The organism is Adhaeribacter pallidiroseus (genome assembly GCF_003340495.1).
GTDB lineage: Bacteria > Bacteroidota > Bacteroidia > Cytophagales > Hymenobacteraceae > Adhaeribacter > Adhaeribacter pallidiroseus.
Window position 1 is genome coordinate 2476955 of the sequence record NZ_QASA01000001.1, and the last position, 20636, is coordinate 2497590.

The window sequence follows — 20636 nt, forward strand, 5'->3', positions numbered from 1 at the left end:
ATCACCCATTTTTTAAAAAATCAAAAACCAACCAACCTTCCGGCGTATTTACCTAATTACTTCCGAGCCGCCCATTGCACCGCATTCCGGATAATAGTTTGGTAGTTAGCGATATCATGCGATTCGGCATCGTGCCCTAAAGCAATGCCTAAGATTCGGGCTTTCGGGTGTTTAATTACAAAAATAGACGGATAAATTTTATCGGAACCCGTTACGCTGGAGTTAGCCAGCACTTCAATGCCCGGGCCAGCTGGGTCCGGATTATAGTAATACCGTTCGTCTTGTAACGAAAATTTAATTTCTACTCCTTTCATAACCGGGTGTTGGGGGTTGGTAACGGTAACCTCAAAACTGCCGTATTTATCATGGCCCCGCGAACCGCCGCTGACTAATTGCAAATTATATTCGGGCCAGTCTTGCCAGTTGTACCACAAGGCCGGATGCGCTAAAATTAATCCTTTACCGGCCTGGGCAAAATCAAAAATAGCCTTTCTTACTTGAGGATCGTTGATGGGCTGGTTGTTACTTAAAAATAGCACGTCCGTTTTTGGCAAATACAGCAAAATAGAATCCGGATGGCTGAGGTAAGTAACTTTGGCTAAATTGTTTTTCCGCAACGTTTCGCCGTCGGCTTGTTTGTACCATTTGTTAAAATCGTGCGACGAACCGCCGCCTACCATTAACACCCGAATACCGGTTGCTGGTTTAACTGTAGCGGGTAAATTGGATTTACAATTTAAAAACAACCAGCTGGTGGTTACTAAAAACACAATCCAACTGTGTTGTTTTACTCTACTAAAAACGGTATGCCGATAAGTTGTTTGCATCATTTTTTTAAATTTCAGATAAGGTTACCAGGTTTAAAGGTGCTATTAACGAAAGCTCCCCAGAAGATTTCAGACGAAAAAGCAGGTATTTTTTAAAAATTAAAATTTTTACTGGAAATTTAATCTACCACTTTTAAGATACCGTTCATGATACGCCAGTGCCCCGGGAAAGTACAGACAAAAGGATAATCGCCGGGTTGGGTGGGCGCCGTAAACTGCAAGGTTACTTCTTCGCCGGAGTTTACCAGTTTAGTAGCGTGCAGTACTTCCGGTATTTGCGGCACGTAGCTTTTTTCGGCGCCGTTCGGGTCGCGGGCTATTACATCGGCCGCGGCGCCTACTTTCTGCATCATACCTTTCTGAATAATTACCAGGTTGTGCTGCATGTTATCGGGGTTTAATAAGTTAATAACCACCTTCTGACCGGCTTTCACGGTGAGTAGCTTTTTATCGAACTGCATCACATTTTCGACTACCCGCAAATTAATGGTTATGGTTTCGTTATTTTGGCTGGGAAGTGCCACATTTTTTACCGGCGTGGTTCTCACCACTGGTTTACCCGCAATCGGTTGGGTAGACACGCTTTTACCAGCCGGTCTCAGTTCCAGAGTAGCATTTTGCATATCCCCGATTAACCGGAAAGGACCGTCGTATTTGCCCACTCTTTCGGTATTTTCCACGTCCTGCGACACCCGTACCGTGGTGGTGAGGGGTTGTTTGAATAAGGAAGGCGCTTTGCCTTGCGCCACCGTTTGGTCGTTTACCGCCACAATCATTTCGCCGCCGCGGAGTAGTTGCGCTTTGAAATCAAATTTTTCCGGTACGGGTTCTTGGGAAGTGGCCGTATAACTCTTGCCATTTTGATTTACTAACAAATGCAGTTTGCCGTTCTGGATAAATAAACCATAGCCGTTTTCCTTGCCGCCCTGCGCTACCAACATGCCTTCCAGGTCTCGTTTTCCTTTACTAACCGAACCTTTCATGGTAATTTCTTTATTACTCACATCCGGCGGGAAAAGCAGGTTGCCGCGGCGTGGTAAGGCGTAACTTTCCTCACTCAAAGCTTTAACGATGCGGGTACTTAAGTCATCCGCATGATTATTTTCACCGTTAGGGGTGCTGGCCGCGGCCATAAAACCATCCTGGTGCGTGATTGCGGCAGCAAAAGCGGCGCGAGATAGCCATTCGTCCTGACCGTTTTCGGGTTTTAAAGTAGCCGCGTACACCAGTTTACCTAATTCCTCCGAAGCTGGTAATTCGGCGAGGGCCAGCAGCGTATTTAGCCGCACATTCAAATTGGGGTCGTTGAGTAAGCTGGTTTTTTTAAAAATATCGACGGCTTGCGCATTTTTAGGCAATACCGCTAAAGCGGCTTTGCGCACGCCGGCTGCCGGGTGGTTCAAGGCTTTAATGGCTACCTGCATGGCTTCGGAGTTGGTACCATCCAAAGCGCCTAGCCCTTGTAAGGTCCAGAGGGCGTGTACCGCCGGACTGTTCAGGCCAATTTCATCTACTTTTTGGTTATTTATTATTTGGTAAAGACCGGGTAGAGCAGCTTTGTCTTTGGCTTCCACTAACAACCGCTGGGCGGTCATCCGCCAGAACATATTGTCATTTTCGAGGGCTGCTAATAAAGCCGGGGTATTGTTTTGGCTCAGTTTTAAGGGTGAATACGGCTTGGCTTTTTTGTACACCACCCGATATACGCGGCCATGGTTAATATCGCGCAATGGGCTGCTAAAAGCGTTACCTTGCCCCATGGGCTGTTCGGTAAAAGGCAAAACCATTTCGGAAGGCGCTTGCGCGGGTACAAACACATTGTGCTGAATGATAAAATTATACCAATCGGCAACCCAAACGGCCCCGTCCGGACCAACTTCGGCGTGCACCGGCCCGAACCATTCGTCGGAACTGGCCATTAAATTCCAGCCATCTTTTTCGGCAAAACCGGCTCCTTTCGGTTCAATTACTGCGTTGTGCAGCAAGCGCACGGTGGGTTCACAAACCAAGGCAATCCGGTTCCAGTATTCTTTTGGGAAGCTGCGGGCGGTGTACAAATGATGGCCCGCCGCCGATGTAAACCCGCCTACCACATCTACCTGGCGTAAGTTGGGCGTTAAAGAATGCGCATCGTAATGGCCGTCAATTTTCTGCACCGGTAATATGCCGGTGGGGCCCGATTTGTCCGATGAGGCCGTTAAAGCGGGCAAAGCTCTTTGCGTATACCGGGCCGGCATGGAGTAAAAAGCGCTATGGGTGTTATTGGCCGTGGAAATAAATACGTTATTGTCCTCCGAAAAGCCGAGGCCCCAGGTATTGTTGCTGGTATTGGCTAAGAACTCCATACCGGTTCCATCGGGATTAACGTGGTACACACCGGTCCGGAAACTTAAATTTTTGCTGTCTTTGGTAGTACCATTAAATCCGGAACCCACTACGCCCCAGATTTTATTATCGAAACCGTATTGTAAGTTAGAAGGGCCAAAATGGGTATCGTTCTTTTCCCAGCCGGTCATAATATTTTCGCGCACATCGGCTTTATCGTCGCCGTTAGTATCTTTTAAAAAAACAAAGTAAGGCGCCATGGAAACGACTACCCCCCGTTGGCAAACACCATACTGGTCGGGATATTCAGCTTATCGGCAAAAACCGTGAACTTATCGGCTTTGCCGTCGTTGTTGGTATCTTCACAGATTTTAATGCGGTCGTTGGCGGCGCCGTCGGTTTCCAGGAAAGTATTCGGATAATCCACGGATTCTACAATCCACAAGCGGCCGCGCTCGTCCCACGACATGGCAATCGGGTTGGTAATATCCGGCTCGGCAGCAAATAATTGTACCTCAAAATCTACGGGTACCTGGGTTAATTTCAGGGATTGTTCCGGCGTAAGCGCTTCCTGCATTTTAGGTACTAGGTGGCGCTTGGTATAATCCGAAATAGCGATGTTGGAAGAAGCATAAATATCTACCTGGGGGGCATTAAACTGGGCAATTTGCTTTTGCACTTTGTCGCCCACGGCCCATAACACGCCATTGCTCACTAATTTTTGAAAACCAGGTTTCGTCCAGGTGCTGTCGTCGTGGCCGTAAGCGGTGTAGAATACCCGGCCTTTGCCTTGGTGGCGCACCCAGGTATACGGTTCGCGCGTGCTGCCCTCTACCCTTTCCATTAAAACCGTTTTGTCTTTGTTCAAATTTTGGTGCACGTAAGTTTCATCGGTAGTAGAAAATTCCGTAAGGCCTTGTGTAACCGGGTGCTTTTTGTTAACAATAGCCGCGGTAAAAGCGCCGTTGCCATGCGATTTAAACTGGCCCCCGATAGTGTTTAGGTACCACGGGGAGTTTTTGAAGCAACCGGTTGCGCAATGCAACGGAATTAAACCTTTCCCTCCTTCTACAAAACCTTGCAACGCTTTTTCCTGGTCGGTAGCCAGGGTATCGTAATTGGCATAAATTACCAAGGCATCGTATTTACTTAAATTTTCGGGATTTAAATCTTTTAAATTAGTAGTGTAAGTGAGGTTGAGGCCGCTCTTAAACAAAGTAATGGCCAGCCAAGGGGCGTATTTACCGGAATCGTGGTGTTTGCTGTTGTGGCCCAAAAACAATATTTCGCCTCGTCGGGGACCTTCCTTACCGGATTTATGGCTGCTGGTTATAGCGGAGGTGGTTCCAGCTTTTTTGGCGCACCCGGAAAATAGCCAAGCAGTTAAAAAAACGAGATAAACTAATTTCTTCATTTTAACAGAATATATTTATTTTGGAATAGCCAGTTTTTACCGGTAAGTACAGATTAATCAAGATTGGTTTTAACCTGCTTTTATCAGTTGCTTTAGGGTTTTAATCGCTTTCCAATCAAGTAAAAGCAATCTGGTAATTATGCCGGGCTTATTACCATAATTGTAAAAAGCAACCTGAGAAAGCACGGCTGATAAAAGAATTTAAAATGCGCAACCGGTTGCGTAATGTTAGAACAAAATTTCTTAGATTCAAAATTACCGTTGCAAAAATTTTTAAATTTTTTTAAGCTGGACTCCCGCACGATTAATTCCGTGGAAAGTATTCGTTTTTCGATAGGGGAAGTTTTATCCTGGATGTGTTGAAAGAAAATGGCGGCGGCCGTTTCGCCAATCTGAAAAGCCGGCTGCACCAAAGAAGACAAAGGCGGCTCCACCACCGTATCCATCGGCTCGTTGCAAAACCCCACGACGGCCATTTCCGCCGGAATTTTAATTTTATTCTTTTTTAAAGTAACCATGGCACCAATGGCAATGGGATCACAAAAAGCAAAGATGGCATCGGGCCGCAAACCGGCATCTAACATTTGCTGAGCAGTCTGGCTGCCATTTTCCTGTTCTAAACCCGGTCCGCAATCAATTACTAATTCTTCGTCAAAAGGAATGTTGTGCGCCAATAAGGCATCTTTGTAGCCGTTTATACGATTCTGACTAATCAGCAATAAAGGCGGGCCAGCGAAATGAGCGATCCGGCGGCAACCTTGCTTAATTAAATGTTCTACCGCCATAAAAGCGCCTTGGTAGTCATTAATAATCACGCTGCTGGCTTCTATCTCGGGGCAAATACGGTCGAAAAAAATAATGGGAATATTTTTTTCCTGAAAAACTTTAAAATGATCGTAGTTTTTGGTTTCTCTGGAAATAGAAACTAAGAGGCCATCTACTTTGCTGGATAGTAAAGTCTGCGACACAATCACTTCGCGCTCGTACGACTCCGCCGATTGGCAAATAATTACTTTGTACCCCGATTTGTAAGCCAGCTCCTCAATGCCGGAAATTACCGTAGAAAAGTAATAATGCGACAGCAGTGGAACAATGACTCCAATCGTTTTGGTAGATCGTTTTGATAAACTGGAAGCAATATCGTTGGGATGGTAGTTGTATTTTTTGGCCAGATCTTGCACCGCTTTTTTGGTAGCCTCGCCAATGGAACGATGGTTTTTTAAGGCCCGCGACACCGTCGACTTGGAAACGTTTAATTCCTTGGCAATATCAATAATGGTTGTTTCTTTGTAGGGATTGGGTACGTGTGTCATTTTCTAATATTTATCTTAACCATCTCTTTTTTTCAACAAAACAAGCCTAAACATTTAGAAATAGTTTAACCAGGAACCTTATCAGGTTTACCGAAGCTTTAAAGTTCCCCTTTATTTTAATCTTTTACTGTTACCCCGCGGAATTTCCTGTTATTGGCTGGTATAATCTGGCGGCTCATCAACTAATCCGTGCCGGAATAATAACAGGAGTTGCAAAGAAATAAATAAAATCAGGTACTATATAGGTAGATTTACCAATAATAACTAAAACAGAAGTGTATTTTTTACAATAATCTAAAGAAGGCGGCGGCGTTCGGTAACTTAAAACCGTAATTAATTTTTTAAAAAATCTTTCGTATTTAGGGCTTAGGTGGTATATAATAATTCTTTAGATGCCCCGAGCAACTAATAGGATATTGATCTATTCGAAAACAGATAATTTTTTAAAATTATAGTAGTATTCCAAAGCCAAAATAAATGTACCCGCATGAAAGCAACCTTTCCTTATATTTTAATGCTCGGCTGCTTTGATACGAAAGAAGAAGTTTTTTCTTTTTTGCGTGATCAGTTATTAAGCCAGGGCTGGAACGTACGCACCTTGAACACGGGGGTACGGGGTTCGACTTCTTTATTTGCGGTGGATTATGAAGCTGACCTGGTAGCCGCCGCCGCCGGTTATTCTTTAGAAGTTATCCGCCAGAAAAAAGACCGCGGCTGGGCCGTAGATGTAATGGGTAAAGGAGCGGCTAAACTAGTGGCGGATTTAGTAAAACAAGATGGTTTGCAGGCGGCGGTTGGTATGGGCGGCGGGGGCGGGACGTATATTACCCTGGCCGCCATGCAGCCAATTCCCATGGGCGTACCCAAACTATGTTTAACCACCTTGGCCACCAAAGATCTATCCCGACAAATTGGTATTAAAGATATAACCTTAGTGCCCTCGGTGGTGGATCTGGCCGGTTTGAATCGCATTAGTTCGCTATTAATTAGCCAGGCGGCGGCGGCAGTAAGCGCCATGGCCCGGGTACCAGTCCAGGAATTTAAAAATCCTACCAAAAGCATTGCCATTAGTATGTTCGGGAACACCACGCCTTGCGTCGACCGGTGCCGTAAGCTCCTGGAAGAACAAGGTTACGAAACCATGGCCTTCCATGCTACCGGGGTAGGTGGCCGCACCATGGAAGCGCTTATCCGGGAAAATTATTTTACGGCCGTGCTGGATGTTACCACCACCGAATTAGCCGATGAACTGTGCGGGGGTGTTTTAAGCGCGGGGCCGGAGCGATTAACCGCCGCCGCGGAGCGGGGTATTCCGCAGGTAGTAGTGCCGGGTTGCCTGGACATGGTTAATTTTGCCCAAAAAGAAACGGTGCCCCTGCCCTACCAAACGCGGCTATTATATAGTTGGGCCCCGGATGTAACCTTAATGCGCACCAACCTTGAGGAAAACCAACAACTCGGCGAGGAAATAGCCATTAAACTTAACGCCGCTACCGGACCCGTTACGATTGTATTACCCTTGCGCGGCATTTCCCAAATAAGTGCCCCTGGGGAGGTATTCTACCAGCCGGAAGTAGATCAGGTGTTATTCCGCACCATTAAAGCTCACATTAAAGCACCGGTAAAAGTTACGGAACTGGATGCAAACATCAACGATCCGGCTTTTGCGGAATTTTTGGTAAAGTTGCTTCTGGAAATGATGCAGGAAAGTAGAGCAAATCTAAAAAGCAGCTGATGTGTTTTATTTTAGTAATTGATCTGACAGCGTTCCTAATTTTATTTAGAAGTCCTTAGGTCGAGCTTTTTTTAAATTTTAGTAAGGAAAGGCGCATTTACCAGTGGGCTTTTGATAACTGGTTAATGGTAAATGTAAAAAGCGGCTTCTCCTTCCCTGTTTTTAGGAAGATGCCGCAGGCGGAAGGGTAAATACGCCATAGCTAACCAGGAATCTATTTAACTCGCTCCTGCATTAGTCTTTATTAAAAATAAACAGATCCGCGTTTTTTTGAAATCTTTCGCTTATTTTTCGTGCGCTTTTGCTTGTTTATCCACTCTCCGGAAACGCAATTACCTATCTATAAATTTAAATAAGACTATGCCAAATCCATGGACCGGTAAGGGAAATCCTTATACCCGGCAAGAAGTTAGAGATCGTTTAAAAACTACCATTCAGCAACAAAAAGCCATTATTGCGGCGGGAGCCGGTACGGGTATCAGCGCCAAGTTTATTGAAAAAGGCGGCGCCGATTTAATTATTATTTATAACTCCGGGCGTTTCCGGATGGCGGGCCACGGCTCTACGGCGGGTTTAATGGCTTACGGCGATGCCAACGCAGTGGCCATGGAAATTGGCGAATTTGAGGTTTTGCCGGTAGTAGAAGAAATTCCGGTAATCTGCGGGGTCCACGGCTCTGATCCCCGCCGGCGCATGTGGCACCACTTGCTCAAAGTAAAAGAAATGGGCTTTTCCGGGATTAACAATTTCCCGACGCATTCGATTGTGGATGGTCATTTCCGGCAGGTGCTGGAAGAAACCGGCATGGGCTTTAATAAAGAAGTGGAAATGGTTCGACTAGCCTCTAAAATGGATTTGTTTTCTATTGTGTACGTGGCCCATCCCGAAGAAGCCCGGCAGATGGCCGAAGTAGGCGCGGATGCGATTATTGCGCACGTGGGCACCACCGTAGGCGGATCTGTTGGCGTAGTAGAAGCTTCCTGCACCATGGACGATGCCATCGAACGCACCAACGCCATTATGGAAGCCGGCAAAGCCGTAAACCCCGACTTGTTTTTTCTGGCGCACGGCGGCCCGATTAATACGCCGGAAGATGTGCACCAAATATTAAATGCCACGGCCGTCCACGGTTTTGTAGGAGCTTCGTCTTTAGAGCGGATGGGCGTAGAAGCTTCCTTAACCGAACTCACCCGGCAATTTAAAGCACTTACCTTGCCCAACCAGAACAGGTAGTTACCAGTTATTAGTTGGAAGTGGCTAAAAATTTAAAAAATTCAGGCTTATGCATTCTTTTCGGAATCCAAGATTAAATAAACCCTTTGTTGTGCGTAGAGTTAGTGAAACGCTCTTAACACCTTTGGTGCGGCCAAACGCTGATTGGCGTTTACAATAATCTTAGAGTTACCCCAAGCAAGGATTAAATTTCTAAAAACGGTAGCGTTCGGGGCCACGCTCTTAACCCTTAACCACGCAGTCTCATTACTATATTGCTCAATTTCCTGGTATTTAATTTTTAAACCTTCTTTGATAAGCCCAATGATACGCCGCCCAAAAATCACAAATTAATTTTAACATTAAGTTAACTTACCACCTGTATATTTGGCAAAACACCAGCTTATGAGTCAGCGCCGCCAATTTCTAGAGAAATCCCTTAAAAGTATAACCGGACTTACCCTTTTACCCGCACTAAATACTTTTGCGAATGCGGTATCTGGTTCTCAGCCGGCTCAGAAAGAAAAATGGAAGCTTCGCTTTGCTGTTGCTTCGGATGGGCACTATGGGCAACCGAACACCGAATATGCATCGTTTTACACTGATTTAATCGAATGGCTGGAACAAGACCACCAGCAGCATAAATTAGATTTTGTGATTATCAACGGCGATTTAGTACACGACCGTCCGGACTTGTTGGTGGAAGTACGGGATAAATATTTAAAAAAATTGCCGGTTCCTTTTTACACTTTACCCGGTAACCACGATTTTGCCGACACCGCTTTATGGAAAAAAGTTTTTGGCTACGAAGATAAATACACCTTAAGCTTCGGGGATGTAGGTTTAGTGTTGGCTAATACCGCCAGCCCGACTGGTACCTATGTTTGCCCCGATAATACTTTCCTGAAAAAAGCACTGGAAGAATTTAAAACCAAAAGCCTGGTGTTTGTAGTGCTGCACATTGCCCCGCACCAATGGTTACCCGAGGAAGACAAGATTTTTTTAAACTGCCCCGAAACCATGGATTTGCTGCACGCTTACCCCAACATTAAAGCCGTGTTTCACGGCCATGATCATTCGTTGGATGCCGTGCGTTACACGAAAAATTTACCGCACTTTTTTGATTCGCATTTTGGTGGTAATTGGGGAACGGCTTACAAAGGTTACCGGATCGTGGAAGTGAATAACGCCAATCAGATTTTTACTTACCAGGTAAATGCCAGCCAAAACCCAACTTTAAATTCCACGAAACTATAAAAAATTAAAAAATTATAGTTGCAGCCAAAAGAATGGCTTGGTAGCAAGGTTAATGAACTTAGAATCATTTCGAGGGCAGTACAGCTTTTAACGAGTTGTTATACGGTTGCGGCCCTGAACAAAATAAAAACGTAGCTGGGTTTAATTCGCTTAAAAGTTGTATAACGCTTATAAGCCTAACCAACGGCTCATCTTAGATTATTTCACCATGAACCTGAACGAGGTATTAACTATTCTTTCGGCCATGATAACGCCGGCCGTATTAATTTTGGCGAGTGGTTCTTTAATCCTGACAACTTCACAGCGTTTGAGCCGGTCTATGGAACGGGTCAGACATTTATCGGACCAGTTACGCAAACTCATCCTGCACCCCGAAGAAAGTAACTTGTTTGAAGATGAACACGGCACCCTAGTCGAATTAATTCAGTTTGCCATTAAAAGAAGTCGGTTGTTGCAACAATCGCTTACTACTTTGTATATTACCTTAGGTACTTTTGTGGCTATTAGCATTACCATTGGCATTCTGGAATTCTCGGGTTTGCAGCATACTTGGGTGCTTACTGTACTTACTATTCTGGGCGCCGGTTTTCTTTTTTACGCCAGCATTCTACTGATCATAGAATCTCAAATTGCCTTCCGAGCCGTTAACTACGAAATGAATACCGTGTTGCAGCGGGTAAAAAAGTATAAAAAACCGCATTAAATAGCTGCCCACCAGATTCTGAAAGCCATAATTATTTAACAGATCCGTAAAACGGCTAAGGACAGTTAACACGAAAGAGCCATTTGTGGCGTCAGAGTCGTAAAAATTTAAAAAAATAGAGTTTTCAAGTGTTTTCAAGCGGTAAACTTCCTGATTGCTAATGTAGATTTAAAAATTAACTCCATGATAAATACGGTTATCCGTAAAGCTGGAATTCTATTTTAAAAAGTTACGATCTGTTCCAATTATTGCGGTTTGTCTAAAGTTAGAAAAAGGTTGTTCAGAGATTCGGCGTATAAAGGATGCGCAAATACCATTTCTTTCATTTGTTTGTAATCTATTTTTCCCAGCATCGCCATTTGCAGCACCGACATGATTTCGCCGCCCTCCTGCCCTACCACAGCTACTCCTATAATCTGGTTGGTTTCGGCATCCACTACGGCTTTTAGCAAGCCCCGAGTATCCCCGGTTTCGATAGCCCGGGCTACGCTGGCCATCGGCAATTTGGCCACTTTAACGTTTAAACCTTGCTGCCGGGCTTCTTTCTCCGTTATACCCACCCGGCCTACTTGCGGATCGGTGAACAAGCAGTAAGGTACCAGGCGATTCTTGGTAGTGCTGTTTTGCTGTTCCAGCAAATTATGGTACAAAATAACGTAATCGTTGTAAGCAATATGCGTAAACTTAGGGCCGCCGGTAATATCGCCGAGAGCGTAAATACCCGGGGCGGTCGTTTCCAGCTTTTCATTTACCACAATGTACCCTTTACTATCCACTTCCACGCCGGCAGCTTCCAAGTTTAAGGTATCGGTATTGGGCTTGCGTCCGGTGGCTACTAGAATATGCGAGCCGGTAATTTCCGTTACTTGGCCTTTACTGCTAACAGATAACTGAATATCTTTTTTATGGCGGGTAACGCAGGTAACTTCGGTTTGGGTTAAAATCTGGATTTCTTCTTTTTCTAAAAATTGGCGCACCTCTGCCGCCACATCTTCATCTTCGCGTTTTAAAAATTGTTCGTTATGCTCCAGAATAGTCACCTGGCTCCCAAACCGGCGGTACATTTGCCCAAACTCCAAACCAATGTAATTACTCCCTAAAATAACGAGGTGCGGCGGTAGTTCGGTAAAATCCAAAATTGTAGTAGAGTCAAAATAACCTACTTCCGCTAAACCCGGTATATCCGGCACCTTTGGCCGGGTGCCCGCATCAATAAAAATCTGATCCGCCGTAATAATCAAAGAACCACCTTCCTTTAAATTAACGTGGATTTGTTTATTACCGGTAAAATAAGCTTCGCCAAAAATTACGGTAAGGTTGGGCGTTTTTTCTAATCCTTGCTGCGAACCATTCCGGAAGAAATGTACCACTTCCGTTTTCCGGTGAATAATTGCTGGTAGATTCAGGTGATACTCCGGAACCTCTACCCCCCATTTTGCAGCCTGGGCCACGGTATAGGCTACTTTGGCGGAGGCAATCATGGTTTTGGTAGGCGTGCAGCCATCGTTCACGCAAGTACCGCCAATAAATCGCCTTTCAATGAGTGCTGTTTTCCAGCCGGCCTGGGCCAGTTTCTTGGCGAGCGGAGTACCTCCCTGACCAGAACCGATAATAACGGCATCGAAATGTTTCATGAGTTACCAGTAATTTTTTAATTTTTTTGAAATGTTAAGGTAAAGAAGTACCGCGGTAAATAGTCCCAATGTTTACCGGTCTGTTTTTTTAAATCAAACCCCTACTTTTTTATTTGTTTGGGCTGCTTCATAAATAGCCAATAATATTTTAACATCGCGCAGGCCCATTTGGCCGGGTACCGGAGTAGGTTTGTTATGGCGGACGCAATCGGCAAAATTATCCATTTGGCGGGCTTGCTGATTTACTTCCTCAAAATCCATTTTACCCTGACTGGTTTCCCCGGTTATGCCCGCGTAACTATAAGCCGGATCTAACCGCCACCAGCCATTTTGGGCTTCGCCGTATAACATACCGGCTTCGTCGTTGTAACTACTCACGCACTCGGCAATCAAACCGCCTTTAAACTGCATTTGCCAGCTAATAGATTGCTCTACGGTTTTAAAATAATCAGGCCGGGTATTCTCGCCGAACTTGGCGGTAATGGCAATTGGTTCTTGCCCCAGGGTATACATAACACCTTGCACGCAGTAAATGCCCACGTCCATTAAGGGACCACCGCCAGCCAGTTGCTTGTTTAAGCGCCAGTCATCGGGTTCTACGCTAATTTTAAAACTATCGGCAGCTTTAATACTTTTTACCGGGCCAAACACCGCTTTTTGCCCCAGCTCCATCACCCGCTGGTTATGCGGCTCAAAGTGCAGGCGGTAACCCACGGAAAGTTGTACGTTATTTTGCTTACACGCCTCAATCATTGCCTGGCAATCTTCGACGGTGGTAGCCATGGGTTTTTCGCAGATGACGTGTTTTTTAGCCTGCGCGGCCCGCACTACAAATTCCCGGTGCAGCGCATTGGGAGTTACCACGTACACAATATCAATCGCCGGATTATCTTTAATCTGGTCGAAGTTTTCGTAACTGTACACATTTTTGTCCGGAATATCGTATTGATTTTTCCATTTATCTGCTTTTTCCGGCGAACCGGTTATAATACCAGCCAGATAGCAATTTTGGGTTTCCTGCAAGGCCGGGGCCAATTGCCCGGTGCTGTATTTGCCCAAGCCCAGCAAGGCGATTCCCAGTTTTCCGCTTTTTCTATTTTGTTCCGCTGATGCTTTAGTTTGTTCGTTGTTTTTAGAATTACAGGCTTGTAAAGAAAGCAAGGATAGTCCGGTAGCCGTGGTACCCAAAGTAAGCGAGAGATTTTTTAAAAACTGGCGGCGATTAGTAGGCAAGGTAAAACGTAATTTTTTCATAGAGCAGGTGCAAATAAAAAGTTATTACTGTAACGAAAACGGGTAAACATTAAAGGTGCTACTCCGGACATATAAGTAGTTGGTCGTTAATAGTTGTTCGTTGTTCGACTCATTAAATATTTAAAATCAACTACTTATCAGAACCTATCCATCTATTTGATTTTGTCCAAGTACTTATTTCTAATTGATTTCAGAACAAAGTCTCATTCAATTGTGCATTCGAGGTAAACTTCAGCTGGTACCAAACCGTTAAAAAAGTACTCGCCTTAAAATCAAAATTTAAAAATTTCGCTTGCTCTCATCTGTTTTCGCCCTTCAGGAGATAACATTCCCCTGGGTAGCCCATGGTTCGTTGGTATGTTACTTAGAGTTAATAGAACAGCGCATTTATAATATTGTTAAATCAGATATATATTTCTTAGTAAGCAATGAGTTAAAGCCTCTTATATTATCTATTTGTAAAGTTTATGATGCGAGTCAGTAAAAGTGCTCCACGATTAATAAAACCATAACTTTTTTGGATTATGCTGGTTACATACCTGTTACCAAACCTTGAAAAAGTATGGCCCAGAATAGGAATGAACAACAGTATACCCAGCCGGAACTCCGGGACAATATAAAAGAAGAGTTAAAGCAGTCCGATAAAGGTGGCAAAAAAGGCCAGTGGAGTGCCCGTAAAAGTCAGTTGCTCGCTAAAGAGTACGAGGAACAAGGCGGCGGCTACAAAGGCCCCAAAGATGAAAAGGCCAAAGAACTGGACCAATGGACCAAAGAAGATTGGCAAACTCAAAAAGGCGAAGCCAAGGCCCGGCAACCTGGTAAAACCAGCCGGTATTTGCCTAAAAAAGTTTGGGATAACCTAAGTCCGGAAGAGAAAAAAGAAGCCGAACAAACCAAGGTAAAAGGTTCGAAAAAAGGCGATCAACCAGTAGCGTATACCCCCGCCGTGAAAAAAGCTTTTCAAAAAGTAAAAACCACTGGCGCAGTATCCTCGAGTAAAAAGGATTTGCTGGAAAAAGCTAAAAAGTTAGATATCAAAGGCCGCAGCAAAATGAATAAAGAAGAATTAGAACAAGCCATTCAGGCGCAGCAATAATAAAATTTAAAAATAGTTCGGGAGTAAGACTATTTGTAAGGCATTTGGTTAATAAATACCTTAACCTGATTTCGGCATATTAGCAGCTTCTACGAGTTGTTATTTTTGTTTGCGAGTAGTTGGTAAAATAAAGTGAGTTCTATTTAAGTAAAACATAAGTAGTTGGTCGTTTTTAGTTGTTCGTTGTTCGATCATTAATTAATTAATTAATAATCAATTATTTAACTCAGGTTTTTATCTACTTAATTTTGTCCTGTTACTTATTTAAAGAGTAAGTTAATCTTCTTTATTGCCGTTATTCTGGAAGAATCTAACTGATTACTTGCTGATTAGATTCTTCCAGAATAACGGCAATAGACGGGAAACACTATTGTTTTTTGCAAGTGGGTGCCTTAAAATTAAAAAAAATCAGGAAAGGCAAGGCTACGTACGAAGATCAGTAGCAAGGTAACCTTCCGCGGCACGTTGCGGCGCCCGGTTTACGTAAAATTGCAAGTCAGTAGGCGCCCAGGTAGCCAGGCCATCTACGTAGCGGTTGAACATGCAAAATGCCGCCGCAATTAAAACGGTATCGTGGATTTCGCGGTCCGTTGCGCCCCGAACTCGGGCTTCGGCTATTTGCGCGAGCGTAACCATCTGCCCGCTCTGCTGCACGCTCCCCGCAATTTGCAGCAAGGCTTTCATCTTTTCCGAGATATCAGCGGCCGTGAAATCCTGTTTAATTTCCTCGATGGTTTGAATATCGCACTGTAAATAATGCCCAGCCAAAGCGCCATGCACGTGCTGGCAGAAAAAGCAATTATTCCGGTAGGATACGTACGCCCCAATTAACTCGCGCTCGCCGCGGGTTAAGGTGTTCTCATCGGACCGCAGCAACGCTTCGGCCAACGCGTTTAGGGGTTTTGCCGTATCGGGCCGGTAAGCCATCAGCCCCCGGATACCCGGCAAATCGTTTTGTAAATTAATGTGAGCCATTTTTTTAAATTTTAATTCGTGCTGGCGCGTTGCGGCGTTACGTAACCGTGTTCGGCTAAACGTTGGCCCATGGCGGCGTAAGCGGCCTCATCGGTGGGCGTAAGACTGGCCAGACCATCTACGTAGCGGTTAAACATACAAAAAGTAGCGGCAATTAAAACCGTATCGTGGATTTCCCGGTCCGTTGCCCCTAAGTTGCGGGCAGCGTCAATATCCGCGGGCAGTACGGCTTTCCCCAGTATCTGCGTTTTACCGGCAATATGCAGCAAGGCTTTTAATTTCGGACTAACCGCCGCTTGTTGCATATCTGCCAAAACTTCGTCTACGTGGTGGGAATGGTCGGGGCCGTACAAACACCGGGCAGCCGCGGCGTGGCTGTTGCGGCAAAAAACACAATTATTTAAATGCGACACGTAGGTCGCAATCAGTTCCCGGTCGGCCGCTGCCAGCGGCGACTCGCCCCGTAACAACAGCTGGGCCAGGTCATACAAATGCTGCCCGGTATCGGGCCGGAACATGACCAGCGAGCGAATGCCCGGAATACCTTCCGGAACGTTAATGTGAGCCATATTTTTAAATTTTTTTATTAGTGAGCAGATAAATTAAAATTTAAAGTTGAATAATTTGATAAAGTAATTTCCCTAAAAAATTAAGGGTGAGCAGTGTTCAGCCATTTATAACCAAGAACAGGCAAAATTTTAAAAAAAGCTTTAATCTTGGAAGCAAGGGAGGTGCTGGTTTAACAACAACCTACCCCCGGTAGCTCTATTGGTAAGCCCGGAAATCTTTACCGCAGAAACTACCGGGGATGGTGGCTGAACCATTGGTATAAATTAGCATTAATTGTTACTGAATCGTTTCAGGTGTATTTTCCCGTTTATCGTGCAGGAATAAAACCACCAGCCACCCTACCAGAAAAACCAGCGAGAACAGGAAAATAGCGTTACCGTAACCGCCCAGCGAAGCCACCAATATACCCACCAGCAAAACTGCCGTAGCGGTAAACAAGCGGCCAATGTTAAAACAAAAACCCGTAGCTGTAGCCCGGATGCCCGTCGGAAACAACTGCGGAATATACACCGATAATACGCCCTGACTCAGCCCAAAGAATAAAGCCAGCACAATAATTTCGGGGTAAATAACCGGCGAAAAAACCAAATTGGTTTTAAACAACACAAACGACATACCCGAGCACACGGCAAAACACAACAAAAGCGATTGCCGCAAACCCAGAAAACGAATGAGCCACCCGGATAGGAAACCGCCGCTTAATCCACCCATTCCCAGAAACATCATACTCAAGCCCCGCTCCTGCGGTGCATCCGTAGCAATTAAGCTTTGCACCCAGGTGGGCAGCCACGAAAATATGGCCCATAACCCAATGAGCATAGTGCCAAACGTTAAAGAACCCAGGAGCAAAGATGCCCGGTGGGGCGCTGAAAACAAGGTGGCAAGTGGGGCGGCCGCCTGGTGGTTTTCCTGGCGGTAGGCCAGCCATTTATCTGACTCCCGGACAAACCAGATGCCCAAAAAAGCTAACACCAATGGCCCCAAGCCGATAAAAAAACCAATGCGCCAGGAAGCTACCGCGTAATTGAGCAAACCCGCCGAAAATATACCGACCGGAAATGCAATGGACAAGATACCCGTGTAAATGGCCCGGGTGCGCGCCGGCCAAACTTCGTTGAGCAAGGTAAAAGTAACCACCAGCACGCCGCCAACGCCAAATCCGCTCAGAAACCGGCAGACTACGACCGTACCCCACGTGGGCGCCAGCCCGGTGGCTACCGTAAACAAACCGTAAAACGCAATAGCCAGCAACAAGGCTTTTTTACGCCCGATTTTATCGCTGATCAATCCCCAGGAAAAACCACCGAAAGCCCAGCCAAAAATAAACAAAGCGTTAATATACCCACTGATGTCGTTGGCGGCGCTGAGGCTGGCCCCAGCCTGCAAATCCTTAATGACTACGGGCAGATAAACGGCCATCAACGTCGACACCGTGCCGCCCAAGGCACTGCTAATGAAACAAAGGGCGAATAAAAAAGCCCGGTACCGTTGTCCGGTTCGGTCGTGACCGGTAGCAAGTTGGGAAGGTAATACAGTTGGGTGCATAGCCTTATTTTAAAAGATCGTTGAAAATAATAGACACATGGTAAATGGCGCCAATGGCCGGCGAACCGTAGGCCTGGTACACGCGATTATTAAATAAATTGCTGGCTCCCAGCTTTATCGTGGAATTGGCTTTCACCAGCTTTTTGCTGATTTGGGCGTCTACTAAGGAATAAGCTTGAATGCGGCCGGGTTCGTTGCCGTTAAAAGTGCCGTACCAATCAAAGGCACTTTGCCAATGCCAGGCCAGGTTAAAGCCAAAATCGCGGAAAACATTGGAATTGCTTAAAGTAAAGTTGGTACTGTATTCCGGCGTGTTAAATGCGGCAATATTATCGCGGTTGGCATTTTTTAAATTAAAGTCCGACCAGGTAACATTCCCCCCTACGTTGTAGCCTTTGTTCAGCAAATAAGTAAGCGATACCCCGGCACCCTGCGCGGATACTTTATCCGGAGCATTGGTATACAGCTGAAATGCGTGGATCTTGCCACCCGGAATATCGGAAGCAGCAGCAAAATTAATTTTACCATCGGGGCCGTACACGTTATTCTGGGGTTGAATGACTACCGTATTCAATATAAAATCGGTGTAAGAACTGTAATAGTAATTAAGGTCTACTAACAGTTTGCTCGCCAGGTAACTTTTGTAACCTACCTCAAACGCTTTTTGCTGCTCCGGTTTTATGTAGGCTACGTTCGACTTTTGCAATAAATTCAGGTTTTCGGCTACAGCCTGCGGAAAAGGTTTGCCACCCGCCACCGCTGCTCCAAAAGCTCCTCCAAAAGCACCTACCGACGTGGCCGTAAAAGAATTTTCGTACACGTTTAAGCCCCGGCTGTTTTTCGGTGCTCCCCCCAGAATGGTAATCGGCCCGACGTTTAAATTAATAAACTGATCTACGGGAGTAGGATTGCGGAAACCGGTTTGGAACGAGGCCCGGAAATAATGCGCCTTGTTGATGGCGTAAACGCCCGAGAAACGCGGGGTAAAATTACCATCAAAATTTTCGTTTTTATCGTAGCGCAGCGAGGCGGTTAGTTTTAACTTATCGTCGAACAACTTTTTGGAGGCCTGCACAAAACTGCCGTATTCTTTAATGGTAATTTTTTGATTTTTATCGTCGAACAAACTGCCGTTGGTAAACATATCGTAGTACCGGAAACTTCCCCCGGCCAGCAACTCTATAACCTTGGTAAAACGCGAAAAATCGTACTGTCCTTCGGTGTGGTAAAATTTACTGTTGCTAAACACGCCGGCGCCGCTTAAACCATAATTGTGAATCGAAGCCTCTTTAGCCTGATCAAAGGAATTAGTACCGGGTAAAAACCGGCCCTGATCAGCAAAGGTCCGCGCCGCCGCGTGGTTGCTGGCCGTTACGCCGGTGGCGTTACCATTAAACGCGTGGGCGTACCGGGTAAACCACATATTATCAGCTTCTGAAGGGGAAACCGGCTGGCCATCCAGGTTCTGCACCCAATCGCGGTTAATAAACTGGGCCAGCGACCGCGTATTGTAAGAATCGTGGGAGTTCTCGGATACCGCGTAGCTGCGCAGAAAGAAATTGCTGCCTTTTAACTCGGCGCGGTGCGTTTGCAACACAAAATTGTTTAAATCGTAGCGGCTGCTGCCGGTATAACTGGCGGTACCCCGGCCAAAATTATACTGGTAAATGGCTTCCAGATTATTAGAAATCCGGTAATGTATTGCCCCGTTCAGTTTCAGGCTGTATACATTATAGTTCATCAAATCTTTTTCTTCGTAACCGGTGCGCGATACCAACCCGATACCCGGTAAGGGTTTCGATACTTCGTCGCCGTAAATATTTAAAGCATCCCGACCCGGATTATTCGGGCCGCGCTGCGCGGCGGCAGTTTGGGAACTCACATCGGTAAAATTGTTGGCGTACCAATCCACCCCCGATAAATAAGAAGCGTTTATTTTAAAAGCGAGCCGGTTATTAAAGGCTTTGGCGTATCGGGCGGCAAAATCGTACAAACCTTTGGGCTGCACCCCGTTTTCGGCTATGTGGTTAATCCCGGTTTTGGCCTGCACGGTTAAGCCCTGGTACGTAAAAGGATCTTTGGTATGCATCGACAAAACTCCGTTAAAGGCCACGGGGCCGTACAAAGCCGAAGCCGCGCCGGGTATTATTTCCACGCTTTCTACATCAATATCGGAGGCACCGAACTGGTTGCCCACCGAAAAATTAAGGCCGGGAGTTTGGTTATCTACCCCGTCTATTAACTGCAAAAACCGGGAATTGCCGGTATCGTTGAACCCGCGGGTATTTATTTGTTTGTAGGTTATGCTGCTGGTTACGGCATCAATGCCTTTTAAGTGTTGCAGGCCGTCGTAAAAAGTAAAGGATGGATTTTCCTGAATAGCCTGGGTAGTCATTTTCTCGATGCTCACCGGCGATTCCAATATGCCCTCGTTTACCCGGCGGGCCGCAAAAACCATTTCGTTGAGCTGCACCGTTTGGGGTTGCAAAGCAATAGATACTTCCTGGCCAGTAGTGGTAACCGCAATTTCCTGCCGCTCAAAACCCACCGATGATACCACCAGGTTAAAAGGCAGCTTTAATTTAGGGACTGTTAATTTAAATAGTCCCTCGCGGTTGGTAATGGTACCGATCAAATTATCTTTTACAGTAATACTTACTCCCCGCAAGGGTTCTTTGGTAGCGGCGTCGGTGATGGTGCCGCTTAGTTGGGTTTCCTGGGCAAATACGGTGAGGGAGAAAAAGGAAAATAATAGTAGTAGGATTGCTTTCATTTT

13 protein-coding genes and 1 pseudogene are annotated in these 20636 nt (G+C 45.6%); 5 read left to right on the forward strand and 9 right to left on the reverse strand.

What is annotated here, in order from left to right:
- Positions 1-56: 56 nt before the first annotated feature.
- From AHMF7616_RS09815 to AHMF7616_RS09825, 3 genes and pseudogenes are all read right to left on the reverse strand, one after another.
- Positions 57-830, reverse strand: a complete 774-nt coding sequence (locus tag AHMF7616_RS09815; protein WP_233507441.1) for a ThuA domain-containing protein — start codon at positions 828-830, stop codon at positions 57-59.
- A 116-nt stretch (positions 831-946) separates the two neighbouring features.
- Positions 947-4566 (reverse strand): annotated as a pseudogene (locus AHMF7616_RS09820) (PVC-type heme-binding CxxCH protein).
- A gap of 137 nt (positions 4567-4703) precedes the next feature.
- The gene (locus AHMF7616_RS09825; RefSeq protein ID WP_115372731.1) at positions 4704-5879 is read right to left on the reverse strand and encodes a LacI family DNA-binding transcriptional regulator; all 1176 of its coding nucleotides are present in this window, start codon (positions 5877-5879) and stop codon (positions 4704-4706) included.
- A gap of 487 nt (positions 5880-6366) precedes the next feature.
- Here AHMF7616_RS09825 and AHMF7616_RS09830 point away from each other — a divergent pair, with 487 nt between their 5' ends.
- The 4 genes from AHMF7616_RS09830 to AHMF7616_RS09850 all read left to right on the forward strand — a co-directional run bounded on the left by AHMF7616_RS09830 (position 6367) and on the right by AHMF7616_RS09850 (position 10786).
- On the forward strand, positions 6367-7614 hold the full coding sequence (locus tag AHMF7616_RS09830) for a Tm-1-like ATP-binding domain-containing protein (protein WP_115372732.1): 1248 nt from the start codon (positions 6367-6369) through the stop codon (positions 7612-7614).
- A gap of 360 nt (positions 7615-7974) precedes the next feature.
- The gene (locus AHMF7616_RS09835; protein ID WP_115372733.1) at positions 7975-8847 is read left to right on the forward strand and encodes a phosphoenolpyruvate hydrolase family protein; all 873 of its coding nucleotides are present in this window, start codon (positions 7975-7977) and stop codon (positions 8845-8847) included.
- Between the two features lie 384 nt (positions 8848-9231).
- Positions 9232-10083 carry a metallophosphoesterase family protein gene (locus AHMF7616_RS09845; protein WP_115375538.1) on the forward strand — a complete coding sequence of 284 codons (852 nt, stop codon included), beginning with the start codon at positions 9232-9234 and terminating at the stop codon, positions 10081-10083.
- 208 nt (positions 10084-10291) lie between these two features.
- Positions 10292-10786, forward strand: coding sequence for a DUF2721 domain-containing protein (locus AHMF7616_RS09850; protein ID WP_147275652.1), 495 nt, complete (start codon positions 10292-10294; stop codon positions 10784-10786).
- A gap of 245 nt (positions 10787-11031) precedes the next feature.
- Here AHMF7616_RS09850 and AHMF7616_RS09855 read toward each other — a convergent pair whose 3' ends face one another.
- A complete protein-coding gene (locus AHMF7616_RS09855) occupies positions 11032-12420 on the reverse strand; it encodes a mercuric reductase (protein WP_115372736.1) in 1389 nt (462 codons plus the stop codon).
- A gap of 93 nt (positions 12421-12513) precedes the next feature.
- On the reverse strand, positions 12514-13674 hold the full coding sequence (locus tag AHMF7616_RS09860) for a Gfo/Idh/MocA family protein (RefSeq protein WP_115372737.1): 1161 nt from the start codon (positions 13672-13674) through the stop codon (positions 12514-12516).
- Between the two features lie 562 nt (positions 13675-14236).
- Here AHMF7616_RS09860 and AHMF7616_RS09865 point away from each other — a divergent pair.
- Positions 14237-14770 (forward strand): hypothetical protein, encoded by a 534-nt coding sequence (locus AHMF7616_RS09865; protein ID WP_115372738.1) that lies wholly within the window; start codon positions 14237-14239, stop codon positions 14768-14770.
- Between the two features lie 423 nt (positions 14771-15193).
- Here the strand turns inward: AHMF7616_RS09865 and AHMF7616_RS09870 are convergent, their stop codons facing one another.
- The 4 genes from AHMF7616_RS09870 to AHMF7616_RS09885 form a co-directional block, all read right to left on the reverse strand.
- Entirely contained in the window at positions 15194-15745 is a 552-nt protein-coding gene (locus AHMF7616_RS09870; RefSeq protein WP_115372739.1) for a carboxymuconolactone decarboxylase family protein, read from the reverse strand.
- Positions 15746-15756: 11 nt separating this feature from the next.
- Positions 15757-16314, reverse strand: a complete 558-nt coding sequence (locus tag AHMF7616_RS09875) for a carboxymuconolactone decarboxylase family protein (RefSeq protein ID WP_115372740.1) — start codon at positions 16312-16314, stop codon at positions 15757-15759.
- 277 nt (positions 16315-16591) lie between these two features.
- Positions 16592-17860, reverse strand: a complete 1269-nt coding sequence (locus AHMF7616_RS09880) for an MFS transporter (RefSeq protein ID WP_115372741.1) — start codon at positions 17858-17860, stop codon at positions 16592-16594.
- Between the two features lie 4 nt (positions 17861-17864).
- The gene (locus tag AHMF7616_RS09885; RefSeq protein WP_233507449.1) at positions 17865-20633 is read right to left on the reverse strand and encodes a TonB-dependent receptor; all 2769 of its coding nucleotides are present in this window, start codon (positions 20631-20633) and stop codon (positions 17865-17867) included.
- Positions 20634-20636 lie beyond the last annotated feature (3 nt).

What these genes read in the sequence shown, in the direction of transcription:
- AHMF7616_RS09880 (WP_115372741.1), bottom strand. Translation starts at nt 17,860, where the DNA reads ATGCACCCAACTGTATTACCTTCCCAACTTGCTACCGGTCACGACCGA.
- AHMF7616_RS09835 (WP_115372733.1), top strand. Translation starts at nt 7,975, where the DNA reads ATGCCAAATCCATGGACCGGTAAGGGAAATCCTTATACCCGGCAAGAA.
- AHMF7616_RS09875 (WP_115372740.1), bottom strand. Translation starts at nt 16,314, where the DNA reads ATGGCTCACATTAACGTTCCGGAAGGTATTCCGGGCATTCGCTCGCTG.
- AHMF7616_RS09870 (WP_115372739.1), bottom strand. Translation starts at nt 15,745, where the DNA reads ATGGCTCACATTAATTTACAAAACGATTTGCCGGGTATCCGGGGGCTG.
- AHMF7616_RS09865 (WP_115372738.1), top strand. Translation starts at nt 14,237, where the DNA reads ATGGCCCAGAATAGGAATGAACAACAGTATACCCAGCCGGAACTCCGG.
- AHMF7616_RS09860 (WP_115372737.1), bottom strand. Translation starts at nt 13,674, where the DNA reads ATGAAAAAATTACGTTTTACCTTGCCTACTAATCGCCGCCAGTTTTTA.
- AHMF7616_RS09885 (WP_233507449.1), bottom strand. Translation starts at nt 20,633, where the DNA reads ATGAAAGCAATCCTACTACTATTATTTTCCTTTTTCTCCCTCACCGTA.
- AHMF7616_RS09845 (WP_115375538.1), top strand. Translation starts at nt 9,232, where the DNA reads ATGAGTCAGCGCCGCCAATTTCTAGAGAAATCCCTTAAAAGTATAACC.
- AHMF7616_RS09850 (WP_147275652.1), top strand. Translation starts at nt 10,292, where the DNA reads ATGAACCTGAACGAGGTATTAACTATTCTTTCGGCCATGATAACGCCG.
- AHMF7616_RS09855 (WP_115372736.1), bottom strand. Translation starts at nt 12,420, where the DNA reads ATGAAACATTTCGATGCCGTTATTATCGGTTCTGGTCAGGGAGGTACT.
- AHMF7616_RS09830 (WP_115372732.1), top strand. Translation starts at nt 6,367, where the DNA reads ATGAAAGCAACCTTTCCTTATATTTTAATGCTCGGCTGCTTTGATACG.
- AHMF7616_RS09825 (WP_115372731.1), bottom strand. Translation starts at nt 5,879, where the DNA reads ATGACACACGTACCCAATCCCTACAAAGAAACAACCATTATTGATATT.
- AHMF7616_RS09815 (WP_233507441.1), bottom strand. Translation starts at nt 830, where the DNA reads ATGATGCAAACAACTTATCGGCATACCGTTTTTAGTAGAGTAAAACAA.